This window comes from Microbacterium sp. bgisy207 (genome assembly GCF_057706855.1).
In genome coordinates, this window is record NZ_JBYIPB010000021.1 from 1 (window position 1) to 13924 (window position 13924).

The 13924-nt window shown below is 67.3% G+C and carries 17 protein-coding genes and 1 pseudogene; 4 read left to right on the forward strand and 14 right to left on the reverse strand.

Annotated features, from left to right (window positions below):
* The first annotated feature begins 14 nt into the window (after positions 1 to 14).
* Positions 15 to 533, forward strand: a complete 519-nt coding sequence (locus AC3ENO_RS14505; protein ID WP_228178109.1) for a gamma carbonic anhydrase family protein — start codon at positions 15 to 17, stop codon at positions 531 to 533.
* 15 nt (positions 534 to 548) lie between these two features.
* On the opposite strand, the gene AC3ENO_RS14510 is transcribed toward AC3ENO_RS14505, so the two are convergent.
* The 12 genes from AC3ENO_RS14510 to AC3ENO_RS14565 all read right to left on the reverse strand — a co-directional run bounded on the left by AC3ENO_RS14510 (position 549) and on the right by AC3ENO_RS14565 (position 12078).
* Positions 549 to 1244 (reverse strand): alpha/beta fold hydrolase, encoded by a 696-nt coding sequence (locus AC3ENO_RS14510; protein ID WP_195691666.1) that lies wholly within the window; start codon positions 1242 to 1244, stop codon positions 549 to 551.
* Positions 1234 to 3000, reverse strand: a complete 1767-nt coding sequence (gene atzF / locus AC3ENO_RS14515) for an allophanate hydrolase (protein ID WP_286932984.1) — start codon at positions 2998 to 3000, stop codon at positions 1234 to 1236. Before atzF ends, AC3ENO_RS14510 begins: the two co-directional genes overlap by 11 nt.
* Positions 2997 to 3701 carry a biuret amidohydrolase gene (gene biuH, locus AC3ENO_RS14520; RefSeq protein WP_228178108.1) on the reverse strand — a complete coding sequence of 235 codons (705 nt, stop codon included), beginning with the start codon at positions 3699 to 3701 and terminating at the stop codon, positions 2997 to 2999. Before biuH (AC3ENO_RS14520) ends, atzF begins: the two co-directional genes overlap by 4 nt.
* The gene (locus AC3ENO_RS14525; RefSeq protein ID WP_195691667.1) at positions 3698 to 4717 is read right to left on the reverse strand and encodes a ring-opening amidohydrolase; all 1020 of its coding nucleotides are present in this window, start codon (positions 4715 to 4717) and stop codon (positions 3698 to 3700) included. Before AC3ENO_RS14525 ends, biuH (AC3ENO_RS14520) begins: the two co-directional genes overlap by 4 nt.
* Complete coding sequence (gene biuH / locus AC3ENO_RS14530; RefSeq protein WP_195691668.1) at positions 4717 to 5442, reverse strand: biuret amidohydrolase; 726 nt, start codon at positions 5440 to 5442, stop codon at positions 4717 to 4719. Before biuH (AC3ENO_RS14530) ends, AC3ENO_RS14525 begins: the two co-directional genes overlap by 1 nt.
* A 79-nt stretch (positions 5443 to 5521) precedes the next feature.
* Positions 5522 to 6163 carry a GntR family transcriptional regulator gene (locus tag AC3ENO_RS14535; protein WP_195691669.1) on the reverse strand — a complete coding sequence of 214 codons (642 nt, stop codon included), beginning with the start codon at positions 6161 to 6163 and terminating at the stop codon, positions 5522 to 5524.
* A 49-nt stretch (positions 6164 to 6212) separates the two neighbouring features.
* Positions 6213 to 7028 carry an ABC transporter ATP-binding protein gene (locus AC3ENO_RS14540; protein ID WP_228178107.1) on the reverse strand — a complete coding sequence of 272 codons (816 nt, stop codon included), beginning with the start codon at positions 7026 to 7028 and terminating at the stop codon, positions 6213 to 6215.
* Positions 7025 to 8437: an amidohydrolase family protein gene (locus AC3ENO_RS14545; RefSeq protein ID WP_195691670.1), complete on the reverse strand. Its 1413-nt coding sequence runs from the start codon at positions 8435 to 8437 to the stop codon at positions 7025 to 7027. The genes AC3ENO_RS14540 and AC3ENO_RS14545 overlap by 4 nt, the downstream gene beginning before the upstream one ends.
* Positions 8434 to 9462, reverse strand: coding sequence for an adenosine deaminase (gene add, locus AC3ENO_RS14550; RefSeq protein ID WP_228178106.1), 1029 nt, complete (start codon positions 9460 to 9462; stop codon positions 8434 to 8436). The genes AC3ENO_RS14545 and add overlap by 4 nt, the downstream gene beginning before the upstream one ends.
* 2 nt (positions 9463 to 9464) lie before the next feature.
* Complete coding sequence (locus tag AC3ENO_RS14555; RefSeq protein ID WP_195691672.1) at positions 9465 to 10256, reverse strand: ABC transporter permease; 792 nt, start codon at positions 10254 to 10256, stop codon at positions 9465 to 9467.
* Entirely contained in the window at positions 10253 to 11035 is a 783-nt protein-coding gene (locus AC3ENO_RS14560) for an ABC transporter permease (RefSeq protein WP_195691673.1), read from the reverse strand. The genes AC3ENO_RS14555 and AC3ENO_RS14560 overlap by 4 nt, the downstream gene beginning before the upstream one ends.
* On the reverse strand, positions 11032 to 12078 hold the full coding sequence (locus tag AC3ENO_RS14565) for an ABC transporter substrate-binding protein (RefSeq protein ID WP_195691674.1): 1047 nt from the start codon (positions 12076 to 12078) through the stop codon (positions 11032 to 11034). Before AC3ENO_RS14565 ends, AC3ENO_RS14560 begins: the two co-directional genes overlap by 4 nt.
* Positions 12079 to 12192: 114 nt before the next feature.
* Here AC3ENO_RS14565 and AC3ENO_RS14570 point away from each other — a divergent pair, with 114 nt between their 5' ends.
* The 3 genes and pseudogenes from AC3ENO_RS14570 to AC3ENO_RS14580 all read left to right on the forward strand — a co-directional run.
* A complete protein-coding gene (locus AC3ENO_RS14570) occupies positions 12193 to 12576 on the forward strand; it encodes a histidine phosphatase family protein (RefSeq protein ID WP_267189647.1) in 384 nt (127 codons plus the stop codon).
* Positions 12577 to 12623: 47 nt separating this feature from the next.
* Complete coding sequence (locus AC3ENO_RS14575) at positions 12624 to 12983, forward strand: histidine phosphatase family protein (protein WP_408904883.1); 360 nt, start codon at positions 12624 to 12626, stop codon at positions 12981 to 12983.
* Positions 12916 to 13077, forward strand: a pseudogene (locus AC3ENO_RS14580) (gamma carbonic anhydrase family protein); the annotation flags it as partial. The gene AC3ENO_RS14575 and the pseudogene AC3ENO_RS14580, both read left to right, overlap by 68 nt.
* Here the strand turns inward: AC3ENO_RS14580 and AC3ENO_RS14585 are convergent.
* Positions 13074 to 13391, reverse strand: coding sequence for a hypothetical protein (locus AC3ENO_RS14585; protein WP_195691675.1), 318 nt, complete (start codon positions 13389 to 13391; stop codon positions 13074 to 13076). The pseudogene AC3ENO_RS14580 and the gene AC3ENO_RS14585 sit on opposite strands and share 4 nt — an antisense overlap.
* 10 nt (positions 13392 to 13401) lie before the next feature.
* Positions 13402 to 13924, reverse strand: a 523-nt coding sequence (locus AC3ENO_RS14590) for an integrase core domain-containing protein (protein WP_434971307.1), incomplete at its 5' end; no start/stop codon positions are given.

Sequence of the window (13924 nt, forward strand, 5' to 3'; positions counted from 1 at the left end):
GCTAGGCTGGCGGAATGCCGGTCATCCTCCCCTTCGACGGGCACGAGCCCGACATCTCCGCCGACGCCTGGGTCGCCCCGAACGCGTCCGTGATCGGCAAGGTGCGCATCGCTGCAGATGCCAACGTCTGGTTCGGCGCGGTGCTGCGCGGCGACATCGACGAGATCGTGCTCGGCGAACGCAGCAACCTCCAAGACAACGCGGTGATCCACACCGAGGCGGGCAACCCGACGATCATCGGCGCCGACGTCAGCATCGGCCACGCCGCCGTCGTGCACGGCTGCGTCGTCGAAGACGGATGCCTCATCGGCATGAACGCGACCGTGCTGAACGGCGCCGTCATCGGCGCGAACTCGCTCGTCGCCGCGGGGGCGGTGGTGCTCGAGGGAACCGTCGTTCCGCCGCGATCGCTCGTCGCGGGCATCCCCGGCAAGGTGCGGCGGGAGCTCACCGACGAGGAGGTCGCCGGGCTGCTCGGCAACTCCGCGCGCTATGTGCCGCGGTCGAAGATCTACCGCGCGGCCGAGGTCTAGAAGACCGCCGCGAGGTCACCACCAGAACCTCGCCCACCCCGAACCTCCGTCATCGATCCCCGGATGCCCGGGCGCATCCAATCCGGCGACCTCGCGCACCAGGGCGGCCAGCCTCGCGGGCTGCTCGTATGTGACGAAGTGCCGGGAGCCTTCGATGGTGCGAGTCTCGTAGCCCAGCCGCCGCAGCTCTCTCGCAACATGGTGCCTGGGCGCAGCCGACCGAGACCCCGTCGTGACCACGCATCGGGGTCCCCCGACCGGTCGACGTCGAGGCTGAAAGCTGCGGAACATGGCGATCTCCTTCGCCGTCGTCGCGTCGACGTCTCCGTGGTCATCGAGCAGGTCGACCGACCACCTCCTGCCATAGAGCGCCTTACCCACCGCTGTCGTCCCGCCACGGCGAAAGGCCTCGGCGGTCGGGGAGAGAAGGTCCGGCACCAGGTTCCCCGCCGCCGGCTCATGGAGGACGAATCCATGGCACGCGGCACCCATGCCCGCGAGCGCGAGACCGAGGGTTGCCCCGCCTGACATCCCCACGATGACCGCGCCCGCCGCATACTCGGCCAGCCACTCGATCTCGTCCTCCAACCGACCGGTCTTCGGGCGACGAAGCGCCCGGAGCTGTGGAATCAAGCGCTTCAGAGGATCCCAGACGGCAGGTGAGGCCGCGACCCCGTGAACCGCGAGGATCGGGACGTCGTCAGCTGGCATCGGCCGCCCTGTTGAGATCATCGGCCGCCGCGGCCATATACGAGCGCCACCCGCCGTACGCGGTGATGTCACGCGCTCCCTCGAGCGCCGTCGGATCGCAGACGAATCCGTGGACGGCGGTGCCGTCGTCGAGCTCGAGCGTGCCGATCGCCAACGGTGCACTCACACCGCGGAGAAAGGACCCGACGGTAGCAGTCGGAAGCCGATAGACCTCGACCTCGATACGAGCGCCTTCTCGTAGATCGGTCACCAGCCCGGGACGTCGCGGCTCGTCGCCGGGGAGCGCGTAGAGCCGGTACCGGGGTGCGGTCATCGTGCGCCGGCTCAGGAGCCCGCCGCGATCGGTGATTTGGTGATGAAGTCCGAACCCCTCGAGATGGGCGCCGACGACGGCGACCTCCATCAGCGAGTCCTGGTCGACCGCATCCGCGAGCGCCGACGCCAGCCCTGCGAGTTCCTGGTCGGCACCGGAAGGCCCATGAAGGGTGACACCGAAGGGGACGTGCGCCGCCGTACTCCCCGCCGGGACCGCGATGGCGCACATGTCGAGCAGGTTGGTAAAGGTCGTGTAGGTACCCAATTGCGCGTTGAGTTCGACGGGGTCAGCGCGCATCTGCTCGACCGTGTAGGTCTTCGTCACCGTGGGAGTGAGCAGAGCATCGACCGAACGGAGGATGTCATCCGCCTCCCGCCGCAACTCCCACACGCGGTGCATACTCGACCAGACCTGTGCGGCCGACATCGCACCGGCGCCCGCCAAGATCTGGCGCACGACCGGGTCGACGTCGTCTCGGTCCTCCTCGAGCGCGACCGAGACGGCGGTCGCGCGCTCAGCAAGCCACGCACCGCCATACAGGTGACGACCTGCCTCGAGAAGCGGGGTGTAGTCGATCTCAACCAGTTCGGCTCCGGCTCGGACGAGGTCGGCACGGACCCGACTCCACGCGTCCTCCTCGCCACGCTCGCCCCATCCGGCGACAACCTCAGGCACGCCCAGGCGGACTCCGGCGAGCGAGACCGAAGCAACCCGGGCGGAAGGAACCGGGAGCGGGCGCGACCAGGGGTCCTGATCATCGAAGCCGGCGATCACCTGAGCCACGATGGCTGCGTCGGCAACCGAGTTCGCCATCACCGAAACGCAATCGAGCGACCGGCACGCCGGCACGACACCGCGAGTGCTGACAAGGCCCACACTCGGCTTGAGACCGACGACCCCGTTCAACGCCGCGGGAACGCGCCCGGACCCCGCGGTATCGGTCGCCAGAGAAAACGCAACCAGGCCCGCCGCAACAGCTACCGCGGATCCTGATGACGACCCGCCGGAGATGAGGGAGCTATCGTGGGCCGAGGAGGGCGTCCCGTAAGGAGAACGGGTACCGTTCAGACCGGTAGCGAACTGGTCCAGGTTGGTCTTGCCGACGAGGATCGCGCCTGCCGCGATCAGGTCGCGAACCACGGGTGCCGACTGCTGGGGGCTGTAGGCGAAAGACGGGCACGCCGCCGTCGTCGCCCACCCCTCGACGTCCATGTTGTCTTTGACCGCGAAGGGGATGCCCCAGAGCGGAAGACGATCGCGATCGGCAGGATCGAGTGCTTCAGCATCTCGGACGAGTCGATCGGAGACCGAGATCCAGACTCCGTCACGTCCTCGCGCATCGATCGCAGCCAGAGTGCGCTCCGCCACATCGCGAGGTGTGCAGGTTCCCCGCCGGTACGCGGAGTGGAGGCGGGCGATCTCCATGCGAGGAGAGATCACCGCGCGGATCCCTTACCGAACGCGTCATCCAGCGCCGACGACTCCGCGACCGCACCGAAAACACCCCCCTGCATGGTGATCATCTTCAGCGCCGCCTCGTAGTTTCCGTGATCGGTGGCGCCTGTGCAGTCACTGAGCAGAAGGCACTCGTAGCCGCGATCGTTCGCCTCCCGCATCGTCGTGTGCACGCAGACGTCGGTTGTGATCCCCGTCAGAATCAGATGAGTGATCCCCCGAGTGCGCAAGATCACGTCGAGATCGGTTCCGTAGAACGCCCCCTTGCCAGGCTTGTCGATGACGATCTCGCCCACGAGAGGTGCCACTTCGGGCACAATCTGCCACCCGGGTTCCCCGCGTACGAGGATGCGTCCTCCCGGTCCTGACGACCCGATCTCGGCACCGATCTGCTGCGAGCGCCAGAGTTTGTTGGGCGGGCAGTCCGAGAGATCCGCCCGATGACCCTCGCGAGTATGGATCACCTGGAGGCCTGCCGCGCGAGCGGAACCGAGGATCCGCGCTGTGGGCGCGAGTCCGCGTCGGGTGAGTGTGAGGTCGTACCCCATGCGGTCGACGTAGCCACCGACCCCGCAGAAGTCCACCTGCCAGTCGATACACAGGAGCGCGGTCGACTGGGCGGAGAACGTTCCGTCGAACGGCCACGCGTACGGTGTGGCCGCTACCGGCCCGAATCTGCTCGTCATCGCCTCGTCTCACCTCCGCCCGTGGGTTCCTGCCACACCACCGTCACCGGACCTCCTCCAGGTGGCCCTTGGTTCTCGGCGCCTCCGGAGACGTAGATCGATGTGCGCCCGAACACCCCCGCTAGAAGGCCTCCTACGGCCGCGCGCGCGTGTCGTGTCGACGAGAGGTCGGTGTCGGTGAGCATCGTGTGCCGTAACCCTCGGATCCGCCCGTCCGGACTCGCCTCGGCCTTCGCGAAGACCTGCACGATGGTGCCGCCGGCGGCTCGGATGCGATCGCGGAGCGCGACGATCTCCTCCACGTCGATCGCGTCGTGCATGACCACCGTCTCAGCGTTCAGCTGTCCGCCGGGGTCGAGTCGAGACCCGAACGCCAGCACGAGGCACCGGTCGAGCTCGATACCGGCGGAAGCCGAAGCGACCGCCGACCAGACAGAAGGATCGCCTGCGAGGCCTTGGTCCGCTTCGACTCCGCCGATCTCTCCGCACGCGAGCGCGACGCCCAGCGAGCTAGCCGCTCGGGATCGCGCCATCGATAGGTAGGGATCATCCGTCACGGCCCCGCCTCTCGCTGACACGATCTGCTCGGTCGTCAGCAAAGGGCATTTCACGAGCACCATGTGGGCGTTGCGTGGATCAAAGCCTCCGTTGCGGCACGCTTCGAGCGTCGCCGCAGCGACCGCGTCGACCTGCTCTCGGCGCCCGAGCCCTTCGACAGATAACCGAGGGGTCTGCGCGAACCCCGCCGCAAGTCGCCCGTTGCCTGATGTCGAACCCTCCGAAACCACGGTGACATGCGGGCTGAGGACTCCCTCAGTGCCGCCCGACATGACGGTCAACGCCGGTTCCGAGAGCCCCTCGGTCCAGGCGCGAGTCGCGAGAGCCCGGCTGAAGTCGTTAACGCCGCCGTTCCCCTCCGTCTTTCCGATGACGGCAAGGACCCTTCGCCCGAACACCCTGTCGACCGGGGCGTCGTCGGGGGCAGCAACCGGCACGACCGTCAGATCGACATACATCAGCGCGTCCGGTCGTCGGCCGGGAGCGATTCCGCACCCAGCGCGGCGAGGACGGAGTCCGATGAAGCGACAGCCGCGAACAAGCCGCCCTGCATCGTGAGGATCTCGATCGTCTGCAAGTGCCGGGCGCGATCGGTCGCGGCCGTGCAATCCGACAGCACGAGTACCTCGAACCCGCGATCGTTGGCCTCCCTGATTGTGGTCGACACGCAGACATCGGTGGTCAACCCCGTAATCAGCAGATCGGTAATCCCCGCCATGCGCAGAATGTGCTCGAGGTCGGTGGCGTAGAACGCACCTTTGCCGGGCTTGTCGATGACCGTCTCACCCGCAAGCGGGGCCAACTCGGGGATGATCTCCCACCCAGCCTCGCCTCGAATCAGCACGCGTCCCAGAGGCCCGACGGACCCGATCTCGACCCCCTGACTGGCGGAACGCCACCTCTTGGTGTCGGGCAGATCAGAGAGATCGGGGCGGTGCCCTTCTCGCGTGTGGATCACCGTCAGCCCGAGTTCGCGCGCCCGCCCAAGCACTCTTTGGGTGGGTTCTATCGCCGCACGGGTCAGGCTGATGTCATAGCCCAGCGAATCAATGAATCCACCGCTGCCGCAGAAGTCGACCTGCCAGTCGATGCAGAGCAGAGCCGTGCGCGTGAGATCGAGTTGACCGTGCCACGGCCAGGCATAGGGATCCGCCTGGATCGCCTGCGGTGTTGTCGTGGTCACTATGACTCCCTTGCTCACCTCGATCGTATACGACCTACCGGAGAGGGCCGGCGTCGGAGTGTTACCGCCGTGTTAAACCTCAGCGACGGATGAGCTCGTCGAAGAACGCAAGGTCGCCGAGGACGTGCTCGCGCATGAGATGAGCCGCGGCCTCCTCGCCGCCGAGAATCGACGCGCAGATGTCGCGATGCTCATCCCACGACCCGGCAGCGCGCGCAGCCAGCTCCGCTCCGAATATCCAACTGAGGCGGCTGCGCAGCGTCCTCAGCATCTCGACGAGTTCTCGATTTCCGGAAGCAATCGCCACCGTGTCGTGGAATCGCTCCACCAGCTCCGAATGGCGCTCGGGTTCGGTCACCGGGTCGAGGGTGCTGCCCTCTTCTGTAAGAGATCGAAGTTCGCGTGCCATCGCCCCTCCGTGGGCAGCCGCGGCAAGCCGCGCCGCCATCGCCTCGAGTTCGGCGCGGATCGCGATGAGCTCGCGGGTGCCCGATGACTCGGGCTGGGCGACTATTGCACCCTTGTATTTGCGCAACTCGAGAAAGCGCTGCTGCTCCAGCACCTGAAAGGCCTCGCGCACGGGTACTCGGGAGACGTCGAAATCGGAAGCAATCTCCTCCTCGCGAAGCCGGCTGCCGGGAACGTACGAGCCATCGATGATCCGTCCCCGGATCGCGGCGGCAATCACGTCGCGCAGGGGAAGCCCAGCACGAGAAGCCATGCTCCTCACTCTAGGGACCAACCCCGCCAGATGCCGAGTTCCGGTCGCCTCAGCTGGATGCTCCCCCGCTTGCGGACGATTCCGCCTCCGTCGCGTCCAGTCGCGCGTTCAGCCCGTCGACGATGCGATGCAAGCGATCATCCCGCAGCAGATCCGGCTCACGGGGTCGCTCGAACCCCACTTCGACGACATCGGCGACCTGCGCCGGTCTGGCGCTCAGCACGACGACTCGGTCGGCGAGGAACACCGCCTCCTCGACGCTGTGCGTGACGAGGAGCGTCGTGATGCGCAACCGCGTCCACACCGCCTGCAGCTCCACATTGAGTCGTCGTCGCGTCACCGCGTCGAGCGCTCCGAACGGCTCGTCCAGAAGCAGAACGGAGGGATCCAGAGCCAGAGCCCGCGCGATCGAGACTCGTTGACGCATCCCGCCGGAAAGCTGGGACGGGCGCGCATCGGCGAAGCCCCGGAGTCCGACCAAGTCGATCAGATCATCTACCTGGTGCCGATCGACGTCACGGCCCGCGACTCGGAAAGGGAGCTCAATGTTCTTGCGCACCGTCAACCACGGCAGCAGTGCGTGGTCCTGGAACGCGACACCCAGGCGATGATCGCGCGCGAGGACTCGCGGATGCTCACCGGCGATCGTCACGGACCCCGAAGTCGGCTCGTCAAGTCCGGCAATCATCCGCAAGATCGTCGACTTCCCCGAGCCCGACGGGCCGATGAGCGCGACGAACTCCCCCTCGGCGATCTCCAGGTCTACCCGCTTGATCGCCTGGACCGACGCTCCGCGCTTCAGCCGGAACGACTTCGAGACCGCCTCGACCCGCACGCTGCGCCCGAGAGGCGCGCCGGCGTTCATCGGCCCACCTGGAGTCGTGCGCGGTCCGCGATGCCGCGGGAACGCTCCGAGGCCTCCCGCACCAGGGCCGCGAGGTCGCCGTCAGCGCCAAGGAAGGTAGGAACGCCGCGTTCGACGACGACCCGACCGTCGACTATCACGGTACGTACCGCGACCGTGGGTTGCAAGAATACGAGCGCCGCGTACAAGTCGGCCGCGGGCGTCATCCGCGGCTCCTCCAGATCAAGGATGACGAGGTCGGCGCGCTTGCCGACCTCGATCGATCCGATCAGGTCATCCATACCCAGAACCCGCGCTCCCTCGATCGTTGCCATTTCCACGACCCGCTGCGGACTGATCGCCCCCGGGTCACGACTCACCGCGCGGTGCAGGAGCGCCAGGAGCTTCATCGAACCGAAGAGATCGACCGCATCCGAGCAGTTCGCATCGTCCGTGCCGATCCCCATCGGGATGCCCGCCCGGAGCATTCGCGGAACCGGCGCGACCCCGGCGCCTAGAAAGGCGTTGCTCGCCGGCTGCGTCGATACCCGGGTGCCCGATTCTGCGAGCAACCGGATCTCACGATCGGAGACGTCGATGCAGTGCGCCGCGAGCAACCTCTCATCGAGCGCACCGACGCTGTCGAGATACTCGACCGCGCCCATCATGTGCTGCACGCGCTCCCGCTCGTCCTCGGCGACGTGCATCGTCCACATGGTTCCGCGCTCGCGCGCGATCTGTCGGCTCCGCTGCAGGGCGCGTCGGGAGACGATTCCGGGGATCGCCGGCGACGGCCACACTCGGATCCGACCCTCACCGGCCCTGTCGTACCTCCGCACGATCTCATCGAGGTCGGCCAAGACGCGATCGGTGTCGACGAAGATGTCGCTGTCCGGAACGTCCGGGGCCTTCGCACGGACCGCGCCGAGATAATCCTCGAAACCCGGCGCAGGCTGGTCGGCGAACATGCGAGCGTATACAGCGCGGATGCCGCTCTCGACGAGGGCCTCGACAGTGCTCGCCGCGGTGGAGACCATGGAACGCGTTCCAGCATCCTCGTTGTCAACGATCGTCGTCACACCGTTCATCAACGCCTCCGTCGCGAACAGCAAGGTCGCGCACCGGATGTCGTCGTTCTCGTACACGCTCAGGCCCGGGTACAGCACGTTGTAGAGCCACTCGTAGAGTGGCCGATCGTGGGAGTAGCCGCCGCGAAGCAGGATCTGCGGCACATGGGTGTGCGCGTTCACGAGTCCCGGGATCACCGCGCGCCCCGCCGCCTCGATCACCCGCGAGCCGACGGGAATCTCGACGTTCGATCCCACTGCGACGATCTCGCCGTCCTCGACCAACACGGTCGCCCGCTCGAGGTCGCGGCGCTCATCGTCCATCGTCAGCACTCGCGCGTCAACGATCGCCACCGCGCTCATGCCCGCGCCTCCTCGCCGGCTGCCACCGCATCGAGCTCCGCGAGCAGCGCGCTACGACGGTCATCGTCGCAGAAGGCCGACTCGATCGATGTTCGCGCGATGGCGAGAAGGTCATCGCGCTGCCAGCCGAACGCCCGCGCGGTCGCGGCGTACTCCTGGTCGAGAATCGATCCCAGGGCAGTGCCGTCGTCGGTGTTGAGGCTGATCCGCACCCCGGCTTGCCGCAACTCCTCGACTGGATGCGCGGCCCGGCTCTCGGTAAATCCAAGAGCGACGTTCGACCCCGGGCAGATGCCGAGCGGGATGCCTCGGTCGGCGATCTCGGCGACCAGCGCCGGTTCCTCGATCGCGCGGAAGCCGTGATCGATACGATCGGCCATCAGGAGGTCGATCGCATCGCGGACACCCTCGGGACCACTGGACTCCCCTGCGTGAACGGTCCGGTAAATGCCACGGGATGCCGCGCGGCGGAAAGTGTCGGCGAACCTTGCGGACACACGCCCGGCAACCGCTTCGTCGCCGTCGATCGACAGGGCGACCACCCGCGGATGGTCCCGCTCCAGCATCCAATCCAGCAGTTCATCGGCCTCAGCGGCGGATTGCTGGCGCAACAAGCTCAGGCACAGGCCAGTCGACGGGAGTCCGTCCTGTTCCGCCTCTCGCCATCCGGCGTCGAGGGCGTCGACGAGTCCCGCGATATTTCCGCGCCAGGCCTCCCAGTGGGTCGGGTTGATGATCACGTCGGTGTAGCGGATGCCGCTGGCCGCCTGCCTCTGGGCGAACCGATAGGCGACGGATGCCGCGTCGTCGGCGGTCCTGACCAGCGACGCACCCCAGTCGAGGAACTGGAGAAATTCGGTGAGTCCGTCGAAATCGAAGAGCTGCTCGGCCGGTCGGCGAAGGGGCACCCCGTACTTGCCGGCCAGTCGCATCAGCTCCTCCCGGTCGATGCATCCGTCCAGGTGCACGTGGACCTCGGCTTTGGGTACCGTCCGTACCCAAGCCTCGTCGATGTTGTCGTTCACGATCATCCCTTCCCATTACTGCCGTCGTGATAAGCCGCTTCGAGCCACCGCGTCACGGCCGAAGCCAGCCCGAAGAATGCGAGAGAGAGCACTGTGGCGACGATGGCGGCACCCCAGGATCGCGACATGTCGTAGGAGACCCGCGACACCACGAAGAGCTGCCCGAGACCCGACGACCCGACGACGAACTCGGCGAGCAGCACCCCGACCACCGACCCGACCGCAGAGAGCCGGAACGCCTCCAAGAGCGAAGGGACCGCGGCCGGGAGATCGAGCCGCCGGAACCTCGTCCATCTCGAGGCTCCCAGCACCGTCAGCAGGTCCTGCTTGCTGCGCGAGGCGGAGGCCAGACCGCGCGACACCAGGACGAACGCTGGAAAATACGCGACCAGTGTGGCGACGACCAGCACGGTCGGCGTTCCGTAACCGACAATCCGCGCGAAGATCGGAACCATCGCCACCATGGGAACAGCGCGGACGATCAGCACCGCGGGCCGCACCGCCGCACGCACGACTCCTGAGAGATGGGCCGCGATGGCGAGTCCGATGCCAAGCAGTTGTCCCAGGACGAGACCCGTCGCGGCCAGCCCGGCGCTCACCGTGAGGTCGGGAAGATACGCATCCGGATGTCCGACCAGGTCGGCGAGAACACTCGCCGGGGAGGGCATGACGACCCGGTTGACCTGCCCGATCACGACCCACAGCGCCCACGCGGCGACGATCGCCACGACCGCCACGTTGTCCCAGGCGAACCGGGCGACCGCTCGCCCGATAGCCGTCACGCGCGCGTTCACAGCCCGAACCTCGCCGCGCTCCGCCGGGCGAGTGACGCAGCGCCGCCGTAGACGATGCTGGCGGGCACTGCGGTCAGGACCCCCGCCGCCCACAGCAACGGGATGTCGTAGTTCTGCATCGAGTTGATCAGCAGGGGCCCGATGCCCCGGGCGGAGCCGAACCACTCGCCGATCACCGCCCCCAACAGGGCCGCGGGAATCGCCAGCTGAAGAGCCGCGAACACCGCTGGGAGCGCCGCGGGCGCTTCCAGCTGCGCGAGCACCGCGATCCGCCGGGCACCCAGTACGGCAAACAGGTCCTCCTGCGCCGCCCGTCGGGTCCACAGCGCGGAGCAGATGACGACAAAGGCAGCGAAGTAGGCCGCTGTCGCCGCCAGCGCCGCGGGCACGACGGCGCGGGGCAGAAGGACCATGAGCAGCGGGCCGAGGGCGACGACCGGAACCGCCTCGACGAGAACCGCGAAGCGCTCCGCCGGGCGACGCGTGACCGGCATCAGGCGGGAGAGCACCGCGGTCGCCACCGCGGCGCTGATTCCGATCACGCCGCCGAGAAGCCCCTCCTGGACGGTCACCCCGAGCGCCCCCCACAACCTCGGCGCACGCGCGGGATCGACGATCACCCACAACACGTCGGTGAGGGGTGGCCAGGAGGTGGAGAGGACCCCGGTCCGGCCGATGATCTCCCACGCCGAGGCGAAGAGGAGCACGCCGATCACGATCTCGATGGTCTTTCGGGACCGCGTCGCCGTGCCGACCGGACCGAGGTCCTGCACAGTCATCGGAGCAGGGTTGCCGATCCGCCGAAGACCTCGTCGAGCAGCGATTCGTCAACGTAAGTCGCGACATCAGGAAGATCGGTCATGCCCGCAGCCCGCAGGATCGGGTACATCTTCTGCTCGATGTCCTCCGCCGAGATCCGCAACAGACCCGACTCCGCGGTGAGATCGCTCGTCGTCATCGGGATCTGATTGATGTTCTCCTTGATCTGCTGGCTCAGCGAGAGTCCCAGGTCGGCTCCCCACACGTCGACCGCGAGCTGCGCGGCCACTTCGGGGTCGTCGGCGTTCTTCTCCCAGCCCTTCACGGTAGCCCGCAACCAGGCGACAACCAGGTCGCGGTTCTCTTCCAGGTAGGTGCGGTCGACGAAGATCATGTTGGAGTAGACATCCAGACCCAGGTCCTGCCACGACACGCTGGTGTAGTCCACACCCTGCTCTTCGAGGATGAGTCCCTGGTTGGTGGCGAAGGCGGTGATCCCGTCGACGTCTCCGTTCACGAGCGCTTGCACGTCGTAGCCGATCGGCACGAACTCGTAATCCGGCTCTAGCCCGTTGATGGTGAAGATGGCATCCAGTTCACGCTGCTGCCCCTGGGGGCTTCCGATGCGCTTGCCGATCATGTCCTCGACCGAGTTGATCGGGTTCTCGGAGAGCGACAGGATTGCCAATGGGCTCTCCTGGTAGACAGCACCGACGAGCACCACGTCGGCTCCCTCCGACACGGCGTCGATGAACGAGGTGAAGTTCGTATCGAGTCCGATCGGTGCGTCACCGGATGCGACGATCTGAACGGTGTTGGAGACGTTGGGGCCGCCCGGCAGCCATTCGGCGACGATGCCCTCCTCCGCGTAGTAGCCCTCGCTCTCGGCGATCCACATTCCGGCGAACTCCACGTTGGTGACCCAGTTCAGCTGTGTCGCCACGACCGGAAGGGACTCTTCCTCGGTCGATGGCTCCGCCGCACAACCGGCGATCGTCAGCATCCCCACCATGGTCGCACCCGCCCAGGCGAGACGCCTATCGCGGTGGCTTGAAGTCTTCATAAGCCTCTCAATTCTCGCGGCAATCATGACGCGATCTCTCGCGTTTTGTATACGATCCATGCTCGCTGGCTGTCGTTGCGCGGGCATGGCCTGAACATTTCCAGCGTGTAAAAGATGCTGCGCCGCCCGCAGGGGCGGGTCACCGGCGCCGTTCCCGGCACTGAAGCGTTCGGCGAGCACCCCGAAGTCAGGCGGTCGCTGCGATCCTCAGGATCACAACGCCGACGATCGACGACCCCCGCGATCCGGGAATTCGCGCGGCGATACCTGGGCGTGCTGCCGTGGCGCCTCGCCCACCGGGCGCGGTTCCTCCTGCTGGTGGCGCCCGTGAGGCTCGTCGTCGTGGGCTCCGGGGCGGTCTGGACCCGTGGTCGGCGTGATCGGTGCCTTCACGTCATGATCGTCGCGTTCATCCGGCATTGTCAGGCCGACTGGAACGCCGAGGGACTCATCCAGGGATCGAGCGACATCCGGCTCAACAACACCGGACACCGATAGGTGGCGGATACCCCGATGACCCTGCGCTCACTGCCGTGGATGCGGTCGTGAACTTCCCGCTCCTGCGCGCCCGCGAGACGGCCCGCATCATCGCGGAAGGGCTGAACACCCCGTTCGGCACCGCGTATCCGAAGCTCGCCGAACGCGACTACGGCGAGCTGGAGGGCACCTCGGCCGCCGCCGCGATCGCGCGCTGGCCCGACCGGGAGTATCCGGGCGCAGCGTCGCTCGACTCCGTCGCTGTGCACGGGGTCGTGGCCCTGACCCGCATCGCCACCGACTTCCCGGCAAGGCGGTGCTCGTGGTCTGCCACGGCACGCGAGGTGGTGGTGCTCGAGGGGCACGATCGTGCCGCCGCAGTCGCTCGTCGCGGGCATCCCGGGCAAGGTGCGCCGCGAGCTCACTGACGAGGAGGTCGCGGGGTTGCTCGGCAACTCCGCGCGCTATGTGCCGCGGTCGAAGGTGTACAAGGCGGCGGAGGGTCAGGACGCCGCGGGTTAGGACACCGCCGCGATCCGCAGGATCACGACGCCGACGACCGGCACCAGCGCGACGACCAGCGCCAGGATCGCGATGCCGCGCGCGAGACCGCGCACGAGGCAGACGATCGAGATCACCAGCGCCGCCAGCACGAGCGCGGCTCCGGCGAGGAACAGCACGATGAATCCACCCGCTCCGCTGCCGCTGCCGTCGAGGGCGGCGGGAACCCCGAGCACGAAGCCGGCGTACATGGCGGCGGTGCCAAGCACGGCGAGCAGGAGGGCGATGCCGGCAGGGACGCGGGTGGGGCTGACGTAGACGTCGCTGTCACTCATGGCGACCACCCTAGGTGTAGCAACCCGTGAGGTTGTGAAGGCGGCAGGTGGGGGTGTGGCCTCCGAGGGCGGTGTGGGGTCGTCGGTGATTGTATTCCTCGAGCCAGTCGGCGTAGGTGGCTGATCTTGCCGCGTTCGAGAGGTAGGTCGATGCGTAGGCCCACTCGGCGGCGAGGGTGCGGTTGAATCTCTCCACTTTCCCGTTCGTCTGTGGCCGGTAGGGGCGGGTGCGGATGTGCCGGACTCCCTCGCCGAGGGCCGCGGCGAAGTCGTGGGAGCGGTAGCAGGAGCCGTTGTCGGTCATGACGGCTTTGACGGTGAGGCCGGCTTCGGCGAAGTGAGCGCGGGCGCGGATCCAGAACCCGGCGGCGGTGTCCTTCTGTTCGTCGTCGAGCTCTTCGGAGTAGGCCAGGCGGGTGCAGTCATCGACCGCGTGGTGCAGGAACGAGTAGCCGGTCCCGGCGCGGCGGTTGCGGCGTCCGGCGTGACGGCCGAGCATCCGGTGGCCGCCACCGTCAGGGATCCGACCCAGT

Coding starts and splice junctions, on each gene's coding strand:
- AC3ENO_RS14505 (WP_228178109.1), top strand. CDS start 15: ATGCCGGTCATCCTCCCCTTCGACGGGCACGAGCCCGACATCTCCGCC.
- AC3ENO_RS14510 (WP_195691666.1), bottom strand. CDS start 1,244: ATGCCAGCTGACGACGTCCCGATCCTCGCGGTTCACGGGGTCGCGGCC.
- biuH (WP_228178108.1), bottom strand. CDS start 3,701: ATGACGAGCAGATTCGGGCCGGTAGCGGCCACACCGTACGCGTGGCCG.
- AC3ENO_RS14525 (WP_195691667.1), bottom strand. CDS start 4,717: ATGTATGTCGATCTGACGGTCGTGCCGGTTGCTGCCCCCGACGACGCC.
- AC3ENO_RS14535 (WP_195691669.1), bottom strand. CDS start 6,163: ATGGCTTCTCGTGCTGGGCTTCCCCTGCGCGACGTGATTGCCGCCGCG.
- AC3ENO_RS14540 (WP_228178107.1), bottom strand. CDS start 7,028: ATGAACGCCGGCGCGCCTCTCGGGCGCAGCGTGCGGGTCGAGGCGGTC.
- AC3ENO_RS14545 (WP_195691670.1), bottom strand. CDS start 8,437: ATGAGCGCGGTGGCGATCGTTGACGCGCGAGTGCTGACGATGGACGAT.
- AC3ENO_RS14560 (WP_195691673.1), bottom strand. CDS start 11,035: ATGACTGTGCAGGACCTCGGTCCGGTCGGCACGGCGACGCGGTCCCGA.
- AC3ENO_RS14565 (WP_195691674.1), bottom strand. CDS start 12,078: ATGAAGACTTCAAGCCACCGCGATAGGCGTCTCGCCTGGGCGGGTGCG.
- AC3ENO_RS14570 (WP_267189647.1), top strand. CDS start 12,193: ATGCTGCGCCGCCCGCAGGGGCGGGTCACCGGCGCCGTTCCCGGCACT.
- AC3ENO_RS14585 (WP_195691675.1), bottom strand. CDS start 13,391: ATGAGTGACAGCGACGTCTACGTCAGCCCCACCCGCGTCCCTGCCGGC.